This is a genomic window from Bacillus sp. RAR_M1_44, from assembly GCF_020165935.1.
GTDB lineage: Bacteria > Bacillota > Bacilli > Bacillales > Bacillaceae > Bacillus > Bacillus altitudinis.
Map to the genome: position 1 here is coordinate 892,504 of NZ_JAIUKX010000001.1, position 18,338 is coordinate 910,841.

Here is an 18,338-nt window from a genome sequence, read left to right on the forward strand (position 1 = left end):
CTAACGAAGAAAAAAAGCTTGTTTCTTCCATTATATGTGAATGACCCAAAAACAATCTTGATGCATTGGAATCATTTTCACCTAATCCATATTAACTATTTTTGTCATTTTATGAATTATCCTCAAATGATCCCTTCTTTTTCTAATGAAAAGTCTCCTTACTTACTCTATTCTAATGGAGGACAAACTATGATGACAAATTTAACAAAGCGATTGCAATCATTGAAACAGAACATATGTTATGTTACGTTTAAAAAGAATTCATTTGGTTTCAAAAAAACCATCTTAAATGTCTAATAGTAGCAGCAAAGGAGGGTAATATGGTCAGCTCGAACATCTTCGGATTGCAAAAACAGCTTGAACTCATAAAAAAAGCGCTGGATCATGCGCGGATTGGTGTTGTCATTACAGACCCTTCTTTAGAGGATAACCCTATCGTTTATGTGAATCATGGCTTTACACAAATGACTGGATACAAACCAGATGAGATTCTTGGACGTAATTGTCGATTCCTCCAAGGAAAAGACACAAATCAAGAGCAACTTGCCTTAATACGTCACGGAATTCAAAACAAAACACCTATTACCACACAGCTCAAAAATTATAAAAAAGACGGTACTTTTTTTTGGAATGAACTCAATATAGATCCTCTATACATTGAACAAGATGACAAAACATTTTTTATTGGCTTTCAAAAGGACATTACAAAGCAGAAAGAATATGAACAACTCCTAGAAGATTCCTTACAGGAAGTCACCTCTCTGTCGACGCCAATTGTCCCAATCAAAAATGGTGTTTCCGCTCTTCCACTCATCGGAAAATTATCAGAAGAACGCTTTGATGCCATCGTCGCGAAGTTAACTTGTATATTAGAAGATTCAAAGGATGATTATTTAATTGTCGATCTTTCTGGTTTAATTGATGTCGATGATTCCGTTGCAGCGCGAATTTTCAAACTGCATCACCTGCTGAACTTAACTGGAACTGAACTCATCATCACTGGGATCAAACCACAGCTTGCGATGAAAATGAAAGACTTAGATACAGACTTCCAGAGTACGATCACTTATTTAACGGTAAAAGAAGCAATCAAAGGATTGCCATTAGCTGAAAACCCTGTATAAACAGGGTTTTTTTAATTGAACCGCTCCCCAAAATGGAAAAATGAGGTATGATAGGTATAAATAGCGATATAGGGGGGCTGCCAGATGATGATGTTACTCATCATAGGTCTTTTATGTATTTGTTTCGCCATAGGATATGCCGTCAATTTCTTATTACTTAAACACCAAAATCAACCAATCTTTTCAAAAAAACTCTTCTATCCTTTTTTGACCATTGGTCTTGTTTTTTCTATTATGTCATTACCGTTTGCCGGCACAGGTGCTCCGAAGGCACAAGCAGATCCATCTTCTGAACAGCTGCTGAAAGAGCAAAAACAATTAGCATCTGACATTTCTCGTCTAAAGGAAGACAAAGAAACGCTGACAGCCTCTTTAGAAGACGTGACCAAAGAAAAAGAAAAGCTATCCAAGAAATTAGAAAACATCACCTCCGAAAAGAAGACAGTCAAACAGCAAGAAAAAACCATCCATGAGCTTGAAGAGAAAATAGACAAGCTAACCTCTACAAACGAAACACTCAAAAAAGAACACCAGAAAGTAAACAAAGACACCACGTCATCGGCCCAGCGATCTGCTCCTAAAGATGATGGGGCCAATACTAGCGGTCATGAGTCACAAAAAGAAACAAAAAAAGAATCTACCGCCTGTAATATTAAAGGAAGTGTCAACGGCATCTATCACACACCGAGCAGCAGATACTACTCACGGACAAAAAACGTGACCAAAATGTTCTGCTCCGTAGAAGAAGCTGAGCGTGCAGGGTACCGGGCACCAAAACAATAGACATCTTTTGACGATAAAAAAACCTCCTGTCAGCCCACTATAGGTACAGGAGGTTCTTCTTTAAATTTCTCTTCTTAATGCTGTTAATACATTCGTTTTTGTCGCCTTACGTGCTGGGTTCAGTCCAGAAATAATGGCAACTCCTGCACTAATCACTGTTGCTGTGACCACAAGGCTTAGCGGAATATAGGAGAAGGTGATCGAGAATTGATCACTGGATCCCCCTTCAGACATGGAAGACAAAATCGCTGGAATGATTAAATTCACTGCAAAACTAACGATGTACGAGATAATGATCCCGATGATCGATCCAATCACCCCAATATACGCACTTTCCATGAGGAACATTCGCTTAATAATGGAAGGATTCGCACCGATGGCTTTCATGATCCCAATCTCTTGTGTCCGCTCTGTAACGGCCATTGTCATCGTATTGAAAATGCCAATCGCCGAAATAATGACCGCAATACATCCAACAAAGATGAGTCCAATTTTAAAGACTGTAAAGAACATATCCATTCCTTCAAGCTGATTCGTCACAGAGATGACTTGATAGCCGTCATCTGTCAGCTTATCTGTGAGCGCACCGACATTGTCGAACTTATCAGCATAGACAGACGTCATTTTTTCAACATTTCCTGCATCAGGAGACAGATCGAGCACTTGACTAAATTCTTTTTCATAAGCATTCGGAATAAGAATTTTATGATCCTGCTGCCACTCCAAATTCGGTTTCTTCAATACACCGACGACACGGAAATCGAACGTCTTTTCTTTCACCACTTCATTTTCTTCATTCAGTTTTGGCACCTTGATTTGAATGACTTTGTTTAAAATTTCCTTCGTATAGCCTTTTGGCTCTTCCGGTGTCTCCTCACCATTTGATGTCTGATTCATTTCTTTTTCATAGTCTTTTCGTTCTTTTTCCGTCCAAAGTTGTTCTGCCATTTGATACCCAACTACAATTTCATTCGCCGATGTTGGGACTTTTCCACGGTCTAGTTCAAGGCCTGCCTCTTTTTCTTCTTTCATATCTGTCAGTACAGCCTGCGTATCACTTGAGCGATTATCGAGCTCGACGTGAACCGATGGAATGATTGACGTTCTTGCAACGACAGATTTCGCATGATCATATTTCTTTAGATCGTCGACCTTGACGTCCCCTTTTTCTTTGCCTAACACTTTAATTTCTGTGATGATTTGTTGTTTCATGATTTCATCTTGAGCCGATTTTTGCAGACCAAAACCAACCGACGCTAGAACGATTAAGAAAGAGCATGCCATTGTCGTTGCAAGTATGGTCATAAACACACGCAATCTATTTTTCTTCATATTTCTTCTGATGAATTTGACCTGATCTCTAAATTTCAATGGACTGATCCCCTTTCTTTAATACACCATCATGAAGCTGGAACGTTGTGTCTGCGATTGAAGCGACTTCATCGTCATGTGTAATGATGACAAATGTAATTCCTTTTTCACGATTAAGCTGCTGGATAAAGGCTAGAATTTCGCCTTCAGTTTCTGAATCCAGACTGCCTGTTGGCTCATCCGCTAAAATAATAGACGGATTAAGGATCAAGGCTCTTGCAATACTCACACGCTGCTGCTGTCCACCTGACAGTTCATTAGGATAATGTCCTGCGTGATGTTCAAGACCAACTCGTTTCAGCATTTCCTTTACTTTCACTTTTCGCTCAGACGGTTTCACACCTTTTAAAGTGAGCGGAAGTTCAACGTTCTCATATGTTGTTAAACTCCCGATCAATTGAAAGCTTTGAAAGATAAAGCCAAAATGATCTAACCGAAAGTCTGCCCATTCTTTCTCATTAAAGCCGGTCACATTGGTGCCATCAACCATAATTTGTCCGCTTGTTGGCGTAATATATCCCGATATTAAATTCAGTAAAGTTGATTTCCCCGAACCGCTTCGTCCGACGATACATGCAATTTCGCCTCTTTTAATAGACAAATCAATGTCTTTGAGCACAGGAATCTCGTTCTCCCTGCCCTTTTTCCCAATTTTAAACACATGATCTAACGATTGAATTTGAATCATCTCTACTCCCCTGCTCTCTGTTTATCTTTTTCGATAGATTAAGAAATAACTCGTCAGCGCGCCTACAGCTCCACCGATTAACATGCCAGCGATATAACCAAAAATGGAATTGTCTGAAGAAAATCCAACCCAGCCAAATCCTAGAACACCGAAGGCAATGACCAATATCTGAATGGGCCTATCCATTTTAGGGTAAACAAAGAATCGTCCATTTCGTTCAACTGGATGTTTAATAAAACTAAACAAACCAATGAGATAAAATACGATTAGCATCACAATTGGCACGATGAATTCTACACCTGTAAACCAAATTGGATTTTCAACTAAATTTCGAAATTGAAAACGGTCTGTTATATAAGTAATTGGAGCTATGGGCATAATAAAGTAGTCATAACTGATATCAACCCAACTTCTATCCGTTTTTAATAAATAGTCTAAATGAAACATCGGTAGCCAAATTAATAAATAAGGTAAAATTGATGTACTGAATGTAACAATGGCTTGACTAATTGCGCTTCCTGTTAAAGCACCTGCTGCAAGACACAAACTATAAAACATTAAGGTGGACACAAGTGCAATCAAATAACCACTGTTAAACGCAATCGTATATTGTGGTTGAATGCATAAAATGAGTATATAAGTAAAGACATATGACAATACATGAACAAGCGTGATAATTCCGGCACCTAGGAAAAACTTTGTGTGATAAATGGTCGTTCTGCTAAACGGCAAAGATAAAGTAAAATCAATTTGCCCTTTATTTCTTTCAAAACCCAACTGGGTAATTGCAAAAATTAAACTCATCGTCCATGAAAAGGTGATAAACATATCAGAACCGAAATCATAATAAAAGTAATTATCGAGTGGTGTACAAGTCGGATCGTTTAAACAAGTTTGAAAGGATGAGTATCCCATTAAAAAGGATAATGGCGTCGCAAAGACCGCAACAAGCATCACTAAAATGAATGTCAGCTCAGACTGCTTCCATTCCTTATATAACAATTGCCGCTTTACCATCTGCGTTTCCCTCCAAACTTTGCAATGAATACTTCTTCTAAATTTACAGGCAGTTCATGCCAGACTTTTGGTTCAAGCGATTTCAAATACTCTTTTGCTTCTTCATCTGTTTTGAGTACAAGTGCTGTATAGAACACACCCGCTTGATCTAAGATGGCAACGCCTTTTTTTCTAATACTTAAGTTCATATCCTCTTCAAATGCCATCTGGATTTTAACGTAGTCATTCTTTAATTCGTCTAAATCCATAACACTTGTGAGCTGATTTCCTTCCAAAAACCCGATTCGGTTACACATACGCTCAATATCCTCTAAACGGTGAGATGTAATTAAAATCGTTGTTTGTCGTTCTGCCACCTCGTCAATCATCAGCTGAAGAACGTCATTTCTTGTGACTGCATCAATCCCATCTGTCGGCTCATCTAACAAAATGACTGCTGGTTTGATGGCAAAACTTAAAATGAGGGACAGCTGTTTCTTTAAACCTGTCGACAATTCACGGTATTTCACTTTTTCCGGAATCTCATACCGGTTCACAAGCTCATTGGCATATGTCACGTCAAACTTTGGATACAGTTGTTTTAACAGCTTCACAAGCTGTCCATAATTGTACCGGTCAAAGTAGGGATTTACGACTGGCATATACACAATATTTTGCTTCACTAACGGGTGGTCTTTTACGAGTACATCTTTAAAATAAATCTCTCCTTCATCTGGAAGAAGGATTTGCTGAATCAAGCGAAGAAGTGTTGTTTTACCAGAGCCATTCCGGCCAAGCAGGCCAAAGATCTCTCCTTCGCCTATCTTGAAGGAAACGTTGCTGAGTACTTCGCGTCCATTTAATTTCTTTGATACATTTCTGACCTCAATCAACTTGGTTTCCTCCTTTTAGACTTGAGCCGATCTCCTCCAACCACTCTTTGAGTTGATGAATATCAATACCGGCATAATGAGCTTCAATAATGAGTTGCCTTAATTGCTCCTTCATCTCTAACACCTTCCCTTCATTCAGCTTTAACTGTGCACCTTCTGTCACATACGTTCCACGGCCTCTTAATGTTTCAATAATTCCTTCCCGTTCAAGCTCTTTATACGCTTTGCTGACGGTGTTTGGATTCGCAATAATAATGGTGGCAAGCTCTCTCACAGAGGGCAGTTTGTCACCTGGTTTCATCACGCCTTTTAAGCACAAAATTTTTAACTGCTCAATGATTTGTTCATATATTGGTGCAGCGCTTCTTGGATCTATTTGAATCATGATGGCTCCCTCTTTTCTCATTCATGCTTTTGCAGTCCTATCGCTTGATCATGTCCTTGCATTAAAGGGACCGAATTTGGAATAAAATCTTTTTGAACTTCAAAACCAATGAAAACGAGAACGAAAAAAAATGTACATGCTAACGCAACAGCCAGCACCATCCACTTTAAATTGATTGGTTTTTTTTCTTTTTTCATGGTTAAACACCTTTCTTCACGTTTAAGTGTCTATAGTGTATTAGTTGATATAGTACACTTAATACAATATAGACACTTGATTGAAAAGTCAAGGGACTCTAAAAAAAAATAGGCAGACGAACCAGATAAAATTTACGAAACTACTCAAAAGCATTCGTGAAGTCAGATTTGCTTCTGGTTTAGGGTGTTCAACACGTTCATAACTTTCATAATCGCCTGAAAAAGTGGATGGAGCGTTTTAAGGAGTTGCAACAAAATATTTGGAAAACTACCTCTGCTGGTTCCGATGGCTTGATAAGGAAAAGAATGTAGCATTTGAAAAACGAGTAGAGCAAATGCTTGTTTTAGCGTGTCAAAGTGCATAATAAAAGACCCCGAATATTGAGGTCTCTACAATGTTTTAATTAGATACTATTACTTTGTTTTTGGACTTGCTTTTGAACAGTATTAGCACCCACCATACTAATAAAAATATATAGCCTATAACTGTAAAGATAGACCAAACTGCCCCCTGTCGCAATTGACTAAATAAGTGTTCAAATTCATTCATTCCTTCTACTCTACCAATGCTATTTATCAGGCTAATAATCGGAATTGTAACAGTAAATCCAATGGTTAGAATGGACAATCCCCTATGTTTATTTTTCACAACACTGAATATTGCGGTTCCTAATGTTGCTAAGAAAAACAAGTAATATAATGCCCAAAACCAATCAGGAAGAGTCTCCCACATTTCTTCTACCCCCTTGAAGATATTTGCAATTTCTATATATAACATACTTTAACAGAACAAAAACCTATTACAAATATATATCCAAAAACAACAATCTTTGCGAAAACAGCCAAAAAATAAAAACAGACCCTTAAAAGAAGGATCTGTTCATCATTCGTTCTCGTATGAAATACCTAAAATCATTTGGTTTTGCAGACTTTGAATTTGTACACGCGTTCTGTCTAAACGTTCTCTTTGCTGATCATTGGCGACATCTTTTAACTTTTCTAATTCATTCACTGCGTCCTCTAGCATGAGCTGCGCTTTTGAAAATTCTTCTTCGTTATAATGTTCTTGGCGAGAGCTCAAATCAAACTGTTCGCTTGCAAACTCGAGAGTCTCAGTGCTTTTTTGGACAAATTCATCGATTGATTTTCTTGTTGCCATCTTGCCATTCCTCCATTTCATCATCGTTCTCGCCTATTTTGCCCACGTAAAGCTTTTTCACTAAAGAAAATGTTGGACAGATTCAATTGTCCTCTTTCGTGATTTTTGTTAAACTTTAAGGATGCCTATTATTATGCAAGGAGGTTACTGACTTGGATCAGCATAACCCTTTTTTATATTCAAACAGCGAAAAACGTTATCACACATGGAATTATCATTTGCGTGAGCACTTTGGTCATAAAGTATTTAAAGTCGCATTAGACGGCGGCTTTGATTGTCCAAACCGTGATGGTACTGTCGCACATGGAGGCTGCACATTTTGCAGCGCAGCAGGATCTGGTGATTTTGCAGGGAACCGGGCGGATGATCTCATCACTCAATTTAATGAAATCAAGGACCGGATGCATACAAAATGGAAAGACGGAAAATACATGGCGTATTTCCAAGCTTACACAAATACACATGCGCCGCTGCCTGTTTTAAAAGAAAAATACGAAACCGTTATGAATCTGGATGGAGTGGTTGGTTTATCGATTGCCACAAGACCTGATTGTCTGCCAGATGACGTGGTGGAATATTTAGCTGAGTTAAACGAACGGACGTATCTATGGGTTGAACTTGGTCTACAAACTGTACATGAGCGGACAGCGATGCTCATCAACCGTGCTCATGATTATGAATGCTACGTAGAAGGTGTAGAAAAACTGCGAAAACATGGCATTCGAGTCTGTTCACATATCATCAACGGTCTTCCTCTTGAAAACCGAGATATGATGATGGAAACAGCAAAAGCTGTCGCTGATTTAGATGTACAAGGAATTAAAATTCATCTACTTCACCTGTTAAAAGGAACACCGATGGTGAAGCAATATGAGAAAGGCAAACTAGAATTTCTCAGCCAAGAGGAATATGTTCAGCTTGTCTGTGACCAGCTGGAGATCCTGCCGCAAGAAATGATTATTCATCGTATTACAGGCGATGGTCCCATTGAATTAATGGTAGGTCCAATGTGGAGTGTGAATAAATGGGAAGTGCTCAATGCCATAAATGCTGAGCTTGAAAGACGTAACAGCTACCAAGGCAAACGCTTCGTCAGATTGGAAGAAGCGGCAAAATGATTTTAAAACGGATGCTCCCTTTTAGTAAAGAGCTGTTAGAACGTGCTTGCCAAAAAGGCGATATTGTCATTGATGCAACGATGGGAAATGGCCATGATACACACTATTTAGCTGACCTTGTCGGGAAGGATGGACAAGTTTTCGCATTCGATGTACAGAAGGAAGCCATCGAGCAAACAAGCAAAAGACTTGGTGAGCACTACCCTTACGTTCACCTTATCCATGACGGACATGAACAACTTGCTGAGCATCTGCCAGCCGAAGCTTATGGTCACATATCTGGTGCAGTGTTCAATCTTGGGTACTTACCAGGAGGCGATAAAACCGTCACAACTCATGCCCCTACGACCATTGAAGCGATCAAACAGCTCATTGACTGGCTAAAACCTGGTGGTCTGATCGTTCTTGTGATTTACCACGGGCACCCCGAAGGAAAAAAAGAGAAGGACATCCTTCTTGATTATTGCAAAACACTCCATCACGAAGAAGTACAGGTGATCTCTTATCAATACATGAATATTCAAAACGATCCGCCCTTCGTGGTAGCCATCGAAAAAAAACTCAAATCCTCTTAATGGATTTGAGTTTTTTTATTTAATAAGCGTATTGGTCAATGATTTCTTCAAGTACTACTTCCAGCTCTTCTACATCTGCAAGCTCTGATTGAGTAAAGCGGACACGTACAAGCTGTTCTCCGTCATTATACATTTCTTCCAGCCAGCCACGCAGCCCTCTTGCTCTACGGTCGACTTCAAAAATGATATCTAACCCCTCTTCATCAATGAAGAAAATCACCTCTAACTCATCAAGCATTTGACGATAATAGTCGGAAGTCGGTATGAACTCAAATTCTTGAACAAAGGGAAGGCGGCGCCTAAAATAAGGTGCTTCTTCGCAGTCTGCTTCATGAAGGTGAAAGCCTAAGTTTCCAACAGCTTCAAGCACACGATTCACCCAAGGGTGTGCGTTTACAAAAATGCGGTCATGATCAAATTTATCAATACCACCTTGAATATCAAGGTCTGTCACAACAGCAACCTCTACTTTACCTACAGTCATTGGTGTATCAAGAGGAAGGTGAAACGAGAATGTAAACTGCTGAGCTTCCCCAGGCTGAATCGTGAATGATTCAGTCACTCGGACAGAATGGATGGTTGTGTGTTTTCGTTGCTCTTCATCATCTTTTACAATGGTGTACCATGTTTTCAACTTTAAATCAATATAGCGGATATCTTGAGGCACTTTTCCGCCCTTCACATGGACTGTTCCCTTTACTTCTTCTCCCGGTTCATACGCATCTTTCTCCAAAATTGTATCCACTTTTGCTGCACCGATTCCTACACTTGCTGCAAACTTTTTAAAAAATGACATATTCGACCTTCCCCTTTTTTAAGTTTTTCAACAAATATACGTCATAAGGAGTAGATACGATTCATTCAATCCATACTTTTCTCCTATTTTTCGTACACTAAGAATATTATCGGCAGCAAATAAGAGGATTGTAATGAAAAAAGAGGATACGTCTGATCATGGTTCGCCTTAAAAAGTGTACATCGCCCAAGCAAAACCGTTCAAAACAAAAAAGCTTGTAGAAAACCATTTTGTTTTCTACAAGCTGATGAGCTTACTTTATCCTTTATGAAGATTTCATCCAAGGCATTTTCTGATAGGTGCGATAAGCTCTGCCATTGATATAGAAAAAGAACGATGTTTTCCCGCTTGATTTGATCAACCGCTTTGCCAGCTTGTTCATCTCTTTTTGGGCTGTCACTTTTTCATCAGACAAATAGACCGCAAGTAACCCTCTATTGATTAGTTTGTGAAAATTCTCGTGTGGAATGCCTTTCAGCTGTTCATCCGCTTTTTCAATAAAATGCTGTAGTCTATCCATCATCTCATGATGAGAGTTGTAGTACGAGCAAAAATTCAAATCGCCTTCCAGCCTGTCCTCTTCTTGGTCGATTAAATAGTCCAGTAAGATGTGCAGACCTTGAATATAAGGAAAATAGCTTTCGTAAATTTGCTTCGCCTGCTTCTCTGTAAAATCAGGCTGCAGTGCATAAGCCACAAGACAGAAAATGCCCAGCGTTGATCCTGCACATGCGGAAAACTCATACCACTCCATCTTCGGTAAATCCTTTTCATACTGGCGGAACCATGACTCTAATCGAGGTTCACGCTCATGAGGAACCACATGCTTATGTACTTGTAAATCACTATAATAATCACACAGCGTATGTAAATAGGGCTGAATGATCGGATAATGCGCTAGACGTGATAACACATTTTGGCATGTCCTAACAAGCGCATGCAGATATCCATGATCCTCTTGATCATCACGGAATTGATAGTACGGCTTAAGCTCCGCATGAATATCGAGTGCATCTCTCATCGCTTGATGCAGCATATGAAAATCCTTTGGATCAAGTGATGTACTGCGGTCACACAAGTTATCTAAGTAATCGCTAATCGTTTGGTACGCCACAATGAATTCAATACACGTTTCCTTCGCTTCACCTGCAAGAAGAGATAAAATTCCCCCGCCTTCACAGTGAAAGGTTTTACTGGATATGCTCGCTAGTGCCTGCGTTCTCAGTTCTTCATTTTCAATCATTTCTGCATAAGCCCGCCACTTTTTTAGCTCCTGATGAACTAGCGGAAAAATATCTTTATACACCTTCGTCATCAGTGCAAAAGGACGTTCTGGTACTGACAAATCAATCCACCCCCAACTTAAGCTCACAATCAAATATATTGATCAGTAAAGGCTCTTGCCGCCTTAAACACATCTTCTCGCTCGGGCTCATTAAAAATTTCATGATAAAGCCCTTCCCATTCACGGTATGATTTATTGGTTGATTCAATGCCATTGAACCATTTCATCACTCTTGTTTTATCTACAATCTTGTCATCACCTGCCTGCATGAGCAGGAGCGGAATCGACCGAAAGACATTCGTAGGCTGCATCGCCGCATCGATATTTTTGACCAGTTCTCGATACCAGCGAACCGACACCTTCGTCACATAAAGCGAATCATTCGAATCCGCCTCAATCACATCTTGATTCCGTGTGGCAAGTTCGATCGACAGCCCAGATTCGACTTTAAAAGACGGCGCCAGCACATTTAGCCCTTTTGACGCAAAATCCATCAGCTTCTTCGGTTTAAATTGCAGACCTAAACAAGGTGATGATAAAATAAGGCCATCAATCTTCGTATGGGTATACTGCTTGAACCATTCAATCGAAATCAGTCCCCCCATACTATGTCCAAGTAAAAATGTCGGAAGTCTGAACGACTTCGCATGTTCAATCCATTCATCGACTGTATCAATGTATTCTTGAAAAGAACGAATGTGGCCTCTCGCACGTGTCGATGTCCCTTGCCCAGGCAGGTCACCCATGACGACGTGATAGCCTGCATTTCGCCACATTTCGATCAGCCATTTATATCGGCCATGATATTCACTAGCACCATGTACAATGACAATTGTACCAACCGGTCTTTCAGCATGCCAAGTCCACAAAGTAAACACCTCACAAATGTTGTATTAAGAAAGGAAGTCGAAAAAGTGATTTATCCATATCATCAGTTTACACCTGAGATTCATGAATCGGTCTTTGTTGCAGAAAACGCCACCATTACAGGTGATGTCACAATTGGAGAATATTCAAGCGTTTGGTTCCAAACGGTCATTAGAGGCGATGTAGCTCCTGTAAGAATTGGAAAAAACGTCAACATTCAAGACTTATCCTGTCTGCATCAAAGTCCTAGAAAAACACTTCTTATTGAAGATGGTGCTACCATTGGACACCAAGTCACATTACATAGCTCTATCATTCGAAAAAATGCCCTCATTGGCATGGGATCCATCATTCTCGATGGTGCGGAAATTGGCGAAGGAGCCTTTATTGGTGCAGGTAGCCTTGTCCCGCAAGGAAAAGTCATCCCAAAAGGTTCACTCGCTTTTGGCCGTCCAGCCAAAGTCGTTCGCCAGTTAACAGATGAAGATATCCAAGACATGGATCGTATCCGCAGAGAATATGTAGAAAAAGGACAATACTATCGTTCCCTTTTATCGCGTTAACATCATACATGTATCTTCACTTTATCATGTTTTTTTCAGGATATTAAGCAATAACTGTGTACCGCTTGTTATTTTACCCTTTTCCACCACTTTCTATCATGACAAAAAAGGTTTTCAGCACAAAGCTGAAAACCTTTTTCATTAGCTAAAAATAACTTCTTTCGGCTGGTGATTCAACTGCTCTGGATCAATGCTGCGCTCTACATAGATGCTATGCCAGATCATAAAGATCAGGACAGTCCAAATCTTACGGCTATGATCGGCTTTTCCAGCACAATGATCATTTAATAAATCAAGAACATATGCCTTGTTAATGTATTCATCTGTTTGACTGTTTTTAATGATATCTTTCGCCCAAGCGTTCATCTCATTTTTCAGCCAATGACGAATTGGCACAGGGAAACCTAGTTTTTTACGGTTTAACACATGGTCCGGCACAATGCCTTCTGCTGCTTTACGCAATAAATATTTCGTTGTGCCGTCTTTCGTTTTCAGCTCTTCTGGAATTTTAGAAGCTGCTTCAAATACGACCTTATCAAGGAATGGAACACGAAGCTCAAGAGAATTCGCCATTGTCATCTTATCTGCTTTCAGCAGGATATCCCCGCGCATCCACGTATGAATATCAACATATTGCATTTTGTTAATATCACTGTAGCCTGCACTTTCCTCGAAGTATGTTTTCGTCACGTCACGATACGTGATGTTCGGATCATACTGCTTTAAGAGGTTTTTCTTCACTGGCTCTTCAAAGATTTTTGCATTGCCGATATAACGTTCCTCTAATGGCGTACAGCCGCGAACGATAAAGCTTTTCCCTTTCATTCCTTCTGGCATTAAACGAGCCAGACGAAGAAGAAGCTTTTTCAGCATGGATGGTACAGATTCAAAAGGCTTTAGAGATAGCGGCTCACGATAAATATTATATCCACCGAACAGCTCGTCTGCTCCCTCACCTGAAAGAACAACTGTGACTTGTTTTTTCGCTTCTTTTGCTACGAAATACAATGGAATCGCCGCTGGATCAGCCAAAGGATCATCTAAATGCCAGACGATCTTCGGAAGCTCATTCATATATTCCTCAGGAGAAATCACAGCACTAAAGTTTTGCAATCCCAGCTTATCAGCTGTTTCTTTTGCTACATCCACTTCACTGAATCCATCCTGCTGGAAACCAACAGAGAATGTCTTCAGTTCAGGGTGAAATTCCTTTGCGACCGACACGATGAAAGAAGAATCGATCCCGCCTGATAGGAATGAACCAACAGGCACATCACTTCTCATGTGGACTTTTACAGAATCATAGATAGCATCACGTACTTCTTCTACTAATTTCTGCTCTTGTGTTTGTTCAGGTTTGAATTGAACTTTCCAGTAAGTCTTAAATGCAATGTCTTGGCCTGGACGCAGTGTAAACTGATGACCTGGCTCAACTTTGTGCACTTTTTGATCAAGTGTATTTGGCTCAGGAACGAACTGAAAAGACATGTACTGCTGCAAAGCAGTCTCATCAAATAAAATGTTCTCATTCACAGCCATTAAGCTTTTGCGTTCAGAAGCAAAGTACACTTGGTCATCTATTTGTGTAAAATAGAGCGGTTTAATGCCGAAAGGATCTCTTGCGCCATATAATAACTGCGCTTCTTTATCCCAAATTAAAAAGGCAAACATGCCGCGAAGCTTCGATGCCGCTTCTTCTTTATAGTGGCGATATGTGGCAAGAAGGACTTCCGTATCAGAATCTGTGCTGAACGTATAGCCTTTTTTCACAAGCTCTTCTTTCAGCTCCACATAGTTATAAATTTCTCCGTTGAAAATAATCCAATATTTTTCATCTTCATAAGAAAGCGGCTGCTTTCCGTGTTCAACATCTATAATACTTAAACGTCTAAATCCAAATCCTACATGCTCATCATGAAAGTACCCCTCATCATCCGGACCTCGATGAACGATGAGACGATTCATTTGCTTAATTAACTCTTCCTGCTCAGTAGTTTCGGACAATGGACGGTGATTAAATACACCAACAAACCCACACATATTATTGCCTCCACGTTATGTTATTTCTTAAAAGTAGACCTATAATTAGACAGTATTTTGTCCAATTTTGTTTCACATTTTTACGCTTTTTGTAGAATTTTTTTTAATCAAAAGGAAAACCGCTTAAAATAAGCGGTTTTGTATGTTGTTATTCTCCTAATGCTTCCTTGCGAAGCGTGTCGGCTTTATCCGTTTTTTCCCATGGAAGATCCAAGTCATGACGGCCAAAATGTCCGTATGCAGCGGTTTGTTTATAGATCGGACGACGTAAGTCAAGCATTTTAATAATGCCAGCTGGACGAAGATCAAAGTTTGCACGTACCACTTCAATTAATTTCTCTTCAGAGGCTTTTCCTGTTCCAAATGTATCAATTGAAATGGAGACAGGCTGTGCAACACCAATTGCATAAGCAAGCTGCACTTCACATGAATCTGCAAGACCAGCTGCTACGATGTTTTTCGCTACATAGCGAGCCGCATATGCTGCAGAACGGTCAACCTTCGTTGCATCCTTACCAGAGAAAGCACCGCCACCGTGACGAGCATACCCGCCATAAGTGTCAACGATGATTTTACGTCCAGTTAAACCAGCATCCCCTTGAGGTCCACCGATAACAAAGCGGCCTGTTGGGTTGATGAAGTATTTTGTTTCTTCATCGATCAGTTCACTTGGAACGACAGGGCGGATGACATGCTCTTTTAAGTCGCTTTGAATTTGTTCAAGCGTCACTTCTGGTGCATGCTGTGTAGAAATAACCACCGTATCAATACGAACTGGTTTGTTTTGTTCATCATATTCAACTGTTACTTGAGTTTTTCCGTCTGGACGAAGGTATGCAAGTGTTTCATTCTTGCGTACTTCTGTTAAACGGCGAGATAATTTATGTGCAAGAGAAATCGGCAGTGGCATAAGCTCTTCAGTTTCGTTATTTGCAAAACCAAACATCAGACCTTGGTCACCTGCACCGATCGCATCAATTTCTTCTTCAGTCATTGTTCCTTCACGTGCTTCAAGCGCTTTGTCTACACCTTGCGCAATATCAGCAGACTGTTCATCAATTGATGTGAGAACCGCACATGTTTCCGCATCAAAACCATATTTCGCACGTGTGTAGCCAATTTCCTTAATCGTGTCACGCACCGTCTTTGGAATATCGACATAAGTAGACGTTGTAATCTCACCGCTTACTAATACGAGACCGGTTGTTACAGAAGTTTCACAGGCAACACGTGCATTTGGATCTTTCTTTAAAATTTCATCCAAGATGCTGTCTGAAATTTGATCACAGATTTTATCTGGATGTCCTTCGGTCACTGATTCTGAAGTAAATAAACGACGATTTTGACTCATAATGGCTATTTCCTCCTGTACAAGACCACATCATCCCAAGATGAGGCCTCCAATATGATACGGAACTCGTTCCCTCTTATATTTCAACATGTTTATATTAGAGATGTTATTGGCAATTTGTTCATATGATATCCCAAAAATAAAAAAACCATTTCCTTCATTGCGAGGAAAGGGTCTGAGATCGCATGCCTTTCACTCTTATCGCTCAAGGTGTTCTTGTACCTTGCATCAGGTTAGCACCTTGGTTTCTCAGCATGTTCATGCCTTTTTCATAAGAAACCGGTTGCTGGGCTTCATCGGGCCTGTCCCTCCACCAACTCGGGATAAGAGTATCCGTTCAATAAGATATCTTATCTTAAACCCTTGCGTCATGTCAATGGTTCATAGGAATTATCTCCCCTTTTTTTCACCTCATTATTAGCATCACCAAAAAGCATATTTTCATAGCAGAAATGAAAAAACACACACAAAAATGTTTAAATAGTATAGACTATTATTATCAATGTGTTATACTAATCAAAACAAACAAATTCAACGGTAAAGGAAGGGTTTTTTTATGAACTCAGTGGATTTAAAAGAAGATTTGCAGTCATTGCTCTCATTAGAAAATACGCACCAAAATTTATCTGTTCCGAAACTTGTTGAAAAGATTTTGGCACGTAATGAAGGCGTTTTAACTTCAACTGGTGCTGTCCGCGCCACAACGGGTGCCTACACTGGACGTTCGCCTAAAGATAAATTCATCGTAAAAGAAGAAAACTCTGAACATAAAATTGATTGGGGTCAAGTCAATCAGCCGATCTCGAAAGAGGCATTTGATCGTTTATATACAAAGGTTGTGTCATACTTAAAAGAACGTGATGAACTATTTGTCTTTGATGGTTTTGCCGGTGCTGACGAAAAATACCGTATGCCCATTACAGTTGTAAATGAATTCGCTTGGCACAATCTTTTTGCAAAGCAGCTATTCATCAGACCTGATGGATCAACACCATCATCAAACGAAAAACCTTTTACCATCTTATCTGCACCTCACTTTAAAGCAGATCCTGAAACAGATGGCACAAACTCTGAAACGTTTATTATCGTTTCTTTTGAAAAACGTACGATTCTGATCGGTGGAACAGAATATGCAGGAGAGATGAAAAAATCCATTTTCTCTGTTATGAACTACCTGCTTCCTGAACAAGATATTTTATCTATGCACTGCTCTGCTAACGTCGGTCAAGAAGGCGATGTTGCTTTATTTTTCGGCCTTTCAGGTACTGGAAAAACGACGCTTTCTGCAAGTGCAAGCCGCAAGCTGATTGGAGACGATGAGCACGGCTGGTCTAACACAGGTGTTTTCAATATTGAAGGCGGATGCTATGCAAAATGCGTGAACTTAAGTGAAGAAAAAGAACCCCAAATTTACAAAGCCATCAGCTTCGGATCAGTGCTTGAAAATGTAGTACTTGATGAAGAAACACGTGAAGCAGATTATGATGACACATTCTTTACTGAAAATACACGTGCGGCTTACCCAATCGAAATGATTGATAACATCGTGAAACCAAGTATTGCAGGTCACCCATCTGCCATTGTCTTTTTAACAGCTGATGCATTCGGCGTTTTACCTCCAATCAGCCGTTTAACGAAAGAACAGGCGATGTACCACTTCTTGAGCGGTTACACAAGTAAATTAGCGGGAACTGAGCGTGGCGTGACGTCACCAGAAACAACGTTCTCTACTTGCTTTGGTTCACCATTCTTGCCACTTCCTGCTCATGTCTATGCTGAAATGCTTGGTAAAAAAATCGATGAGCACGGCGCAAAAGTATTCCTTGTGAATACAGGCTGGACTGGCGGCGGCTACGGTACGGGCAAACGAATGAATCTTGCTCATACAAGAGCAATGGTGCAGGCAGCGATCGAAGGCGATCTTGACAACGCTGAAATGATCACTGACGACATCTTCGGATTACACATCCCGCTTCATATTCCAGGAGTGCCAGATGAAGTGCTTCAGCCTGCTAAAACATGGGACGATCAAGAGGCTTACAAAGAAAAAGCAAACTTCCTTGCAAATGAATTTAAAAAGAACTTTAAAAAATTCAGCCATGCAGCAAGTGATATTGAAGCAAAAGGCGGACCACTCGTCTAATCAA

The 18,338-nt window shown here is 40.0% G+C and carries 19 protein-coding genes, 1 pseudogene and 1 riboswitch; of the genes and pseudogenes, 7 read left to right on the forward strand and 13 right to left on the reverse strand.

Translation table 11 applies throughout. From position 1 onward, the window contains the following. Positions 1 to 320 precede the first annotated feature (320 nt). Together LCD34_RS04710 and LCD34_RS04715 are read left to right on the forward strand one after the other, a co-directional pair. Complete coding sequence (locus tag LCD34_RS04710) at positions 321 to 1,124, forward strand: PAS domain-containing protein (protein WP_041093392.1); 804 nt, start codon at positions 321 to 323, stop codon at positions 1,122 to 1,124. An 84-nt stretch (positions 1,125 to 1,208) separates the two neighbouring features. Beyond that, the gene (locus LCD34_RS04715) at positions 1,209 to 1,907 is read left to right on the forward strand and encodes a hypothetical protein (protein ID WP_136944721.1); all 699 of its coding nucleotides are present in this window, start codon (positions 1,209 to 1,211) and stop codon (positions 1,905 to 1,907) included. 60 nt (positions 1,908 to 1,967) lie between these two features. Here the strand turns inward: LCD34_RS04715 and LCD34_RS04720 are convergent, their stop codons facing one another. From LCD34_RS04720 to LCD34_RS04745, 6 genes are read right to left on the reverse strand one after another with little or no spacing between them, the layout of a single operon-like run. Beyond that, positions 1,968 to 3,278, reverse strand: coding sequence for an ABC transporter permease (locus tag LCD34_RS04720; RefSeq protein ID WP_008342997.1), 1,311 nt, complete (start codon positions 3,276 to 3,278; stop codon positions 1,968 to 1,970). Beyond that, a complete protein-coding gene (locus tag LCD34_RS04725; protein WP_007501890.1) occupies positions 3,268 to 3,966 on the reverse strand; it encodes an ABC transporter ATP-binding protein in 699 nt (232 codons plus the stop codon). Before LCD34_RS04725 ends, LCD34_RS04720 begins: the two co-directional genes overlap by 11 nt. 21 nt (positions 3,967 to 3,987) lie before the next feature. Beyond that, positions 3,988 to 4,983: an ABC-2 transporter permease gene (locus LCD34_RS04730; RefSeq protein ID WP_017358352.1), complete on the reverse strand. Its 996-nt coding sequence runs from the start codon at positions 4,981 to 4,983 to the stop codon at positions 3,988 to 3,990. Further along, the gene (locus LCD34_RS04735; protein WP_007501894.1) at positions 4,977 to 5,855 is read right to left on the reverse strand and encodes an ATP-binding cassette domain-containing protein; all 879 of its coding nucleotides are present in this window, start codon (positions 5,853 to 5,855) and stop codon (positions 4,977 to 4,979) included. Before LCD34_RS04735 ends, LCD34_RS04730 begins: the two co-directional genes overlap by 7 nt. After that, positions 5,848 to 6,240, reverse strand: coding sequence for a GntR family transcriptional regulator (locus tag LCD34_RS04740; protein WP_017358353.1), 393 nt, complete (start codon positions 6,238 to 6,240; stop codon positions 5,848 to 5,850). The genes LCD34_RS04735 and LCD34_RS04740 overlap by 8 nt, the downstream gene beginning before the upstream one ends. A 17-nt stretch (positions 6,241 to 6,257) precedes the next feature. Continuing rightward, positions 6,258 to 6,437: a hypothetical protein gene (locus LCD34_RS04745; protein ID WP_008342991.1), complete on the reverse strand. Its 180-nt coding sequence runs from the start codon at positions 6,435 to 6,437 to the stop codon at positions 6,258 to 6,260. A gap of 204 nt (positions 6,438 to 6,641) precedes the next feature. On the opposite strand from LCD34_RS04745, the pseudogene LCD34_RS04750 reads away from it, so the two are divergent. Then, positions 6,642 to 6,802: pseudogene (locus LCD34_RS04750) on the forward strand (IS1595 family transposase); the annotation flags it as partial. Positions 6,803 to 6,837: 35 nt separating this feature from the next. Here the strand turns inward: LCD34_RS04750 and LCD34_RS04755 are convergent. Beyond that, positions 6,838 to 7,170 carry a hypothetical protein gene (locus LCD34_RS04755; RefSeq protein WP_224558591.1) on the reverse strand — a complete coding sequence of 111 codons (333 nt, stop codon included), beginning with the start codon at positions 7,168 to 7,170 and terminating at the stop codon, positions 6,838 to 6,840. A gap of 150 nt (positions 7,171 to 7,320) precedes the next feature. Continuing rightward, positions 7,321 to 7,596 carry a YtzC family protein gene (locus LCD34_RS04760; RefSeq protein ID WP_019743687.1) on the reverse strand — a complete coding sequence of 92 codons (276 nt, stop codon included), beginning with the start codon at positions 7,594 to 7,596 and terminating at the stop codon, positions 7,321 to 7,323. 152 nt (positions 7,597 to 7,748) lie between these two features. On the opposite strand from LCD34_RS04760, the gene LCD34_RS04765 reads away from it, so the two are divergent. Both LCD34_RS04765 and LCD34_RS04770 read left to right on the forward strand, forming a co-directional pair. Then, positions 7,749 to 8,714 (forward strand): TIGR01212 family radical SAM protein, encoded by a 966-nt coding sequence (locus LCD34_RS04765; RefSeq protein WP_224558592.1) that lies wholly within the window; start codon positions 7,749 to 7,751, stop codon positions 8,712 to 8,714. Next, the gene (locus tag LCD34_RS04770; RefSeq protein ID WP_224558593.1) at positions 8,711 to 9,289 is read left to right on the forward strand and encodes a tRNA (mnm(5)s(2)U34)-methyltransferase; all 579 of its coding nucleotides are present in this window, start codon (positions 8,711 to 8,713) and stop codon (positions 9,287 to 9,289) included. Before LCD34_RS04765 ends, LCD34_RS04770 begins: the two co-directional genes overlap by 4 nt. Before the next feature lie 19 nt (positions 9,290 to 9,308). On the opposite strand, the gene LCD34_RS04775 is transcribed toward LCD34_RS04770, so the two are convergent. From LCD34_RS04775 to LCD34_RS04785, 3 genes are all read right to left on the reverse strand, one after another. Beyond that, positions 9,309 to 10,085, reverse strand: a complete 777-nt coding sequence (locus LCD34_RS04775) for a sporulation protein (protein WP_035702113.1) — start codon at positions 10,083 to 10,085, stop codon at positions 9,309 to 9,311. 265 nt (positions 10,086 to 10,350) lie between these two features. Continuing rightward, entirely contained in the window at positions 10,351 to 11,430 is a 1,080-nt protein-coding gene (locus tag LCD34_RS04780) for a tetraprenyl-beta-curcumene synthase family protein (RefSeq protein WP_224558594.1), read from the reverse strand. 29 nt (positions 11,431 to 11,459) lie between these two features. Next, complete coding sequence (locus LCD34_RS04785) at positions 11,460 to 12,239, reverse strand: alpha/beta hydrolase (protein WP_019743683.1); 780 nt, start codon at positions 12,237 to 12,239, stop codon at positions 11,460 to 11,462. 45 nt (positions 12,240 to 12,284) lie between these two features. Between LCD34_RS04785 and LCD34_RS04790 the strand changes: the two genes are divergently transcribed. After that, entirely contained in the window at positions 12,285 to 12,800 is a 516-nt protein-coding gene (locus LCD34_RS04790) for a gamma carbonic anhydrase family protein (RefSeq protein ID WP_224558595.1), read from the forward strand. Positions 12,801 to 12,941: 141 nt separating this feature from the next. Here LCD34_RS04790 and asnB read toward each other — a convergent pair whose 3' ends face one another. After that, entirely contained in the window at positions 12,942 to 14,840 is a 1,899-nt protein-coding gene (gene asnB, locus LCD34_RS04795) for an asparagine synthase (glutamine-hydrolyzing) (RefSeq protein ID WP_017358361.1), read from the reverse strand. A gap of 148 nt (positions 14,841 to 14,988) precedes the next feature. Then, positions 14,989 to 16,191, reverse strand: coding sequence for a methionine adenosyltransferase (metK, locus tag LCD34_RS04800; protein WP_008342973.1), 1,203 nt, complete (start codon positions 16,189 to 16,191; stop codon positions 14,989 to 14,991). 195 nt (positions 16,192 to 16,386) lie between these two features. Continuing rightward, positions 16,387 to 16,521, reverse strand: a riboswitch (SAM riboswitch). Between the two features lie 226 nt (positions 16,522 to 16,747). Here metK and pckA point away from each other — a divergent pair. Beyond that, on the forward strand, positions 16,748 to 18,334 hold the full coding sequence (gene pckA, locus LCD34_RS04805) for a phosphoenolpyruvate carboxykinase (ATP) (RefSeq protein WP_007501908.1): 1,587 nt from the start codon (positions 16,748 to 16,750) through the stop codon (positions 18,332 to 18,334). Positions 18,335 to 18,338 lie beyond the last annotated feature (4 nt).

Excerpts from the sequence above, each read along its gene's own strand:
- metK (WP_008342973.1), bottom strand. The coding sequence starts at position 16,191 with ATGAGTCAAAATCGTCGTTTATTTACTTCAGAATCAGTGACCGAAGGA.
- LCD34_RS04710 (WP_041093392.1), top strand. The coding sequence starts at position 321 with ATGGTCAGCTCGAACATCTTCGGATTGCAAAAACAGCTTGAACTCATA.
- LCD34_RS04740 (WP_017358353.1), bottom strand. The coding sequence starts at position 6,240 with ATGATTCAAATAGATCCAAGAAGCGCTGCACCAATATATGAACAAATC.
- LCD34_RS04755 (WP_224558591.1), bottom strand. The coding sequence starts at position 7,170 with ATGTGGGAGACTCTTCCTGATTGGTTTTGGGCATTATATTACTTGTTT.
- pckA (WP_007501908.1), top strand. The coding sequence starts at position 16,748 with ATGAACTCAGTGGATTTAAAAGAAGATTTGCAGTCATTGCTCTCATTA.
- asnB (WP_017358361.1), bottom strand. The coding sequence starts at position 14,840 with ATGTGTGGGTTTGTTGGTGTATTTAATCACCGTCCATTGTCCGAAACT.
- LCD34_RS04770 (WP_224558593.1), top strand. The coding sequence starts at position 8,711 with ATGATTTTAAAACGGATGCTCCCTTTTAGTAAAGAGCTGTTAGAACGT.
- LCD34_RS04745 (WP_008342991.1), bottom strand. The coding sequence starts at position 6,437 with ATGAAAAAAGAAAAAAAACCAATCAATTTAAAGTGGATGGTGCTGGCT.
- LCD34_RS04760 (WP_019743687.1), bottom strand. The coding sequence starts at position 7,596 with ATGGCAACAAGAAAATCAATCGATGAATTTGTCCAAAAAAGCACTGAG.
- LCD34_RS04715 (WP_136944721.1), top strand. The coding sequence starts at position 1,209 with ATGATGATGTTACTCATCATAGGTCTTTTATGTATTTGTTTCGCCATA.
- LCD34_RS04775 (WP_035702113.1), bottom strand. The coding sequence starts at position 10,085 with ATGTCATTTTTTAAAAAGTTTGCAGCAAGTGTAGGAATCGGTGCAGCA.
- LCD34_RS04725 (WP_007501890.1), bottom strand. The coding sequence starts at position 3,966 with ATGATTCAAATTCAATCGTTAGATCATGTGTTTAAAATTGGGAAAAAG.
- LCD34_RS04730 (WP_017358352.1), bottom strand. The coding sequence starts at position 4,983 with ATGGTAAAGCGGCAATTGTTATATAAGGAATGGAAGCAGTCTGAGCTG.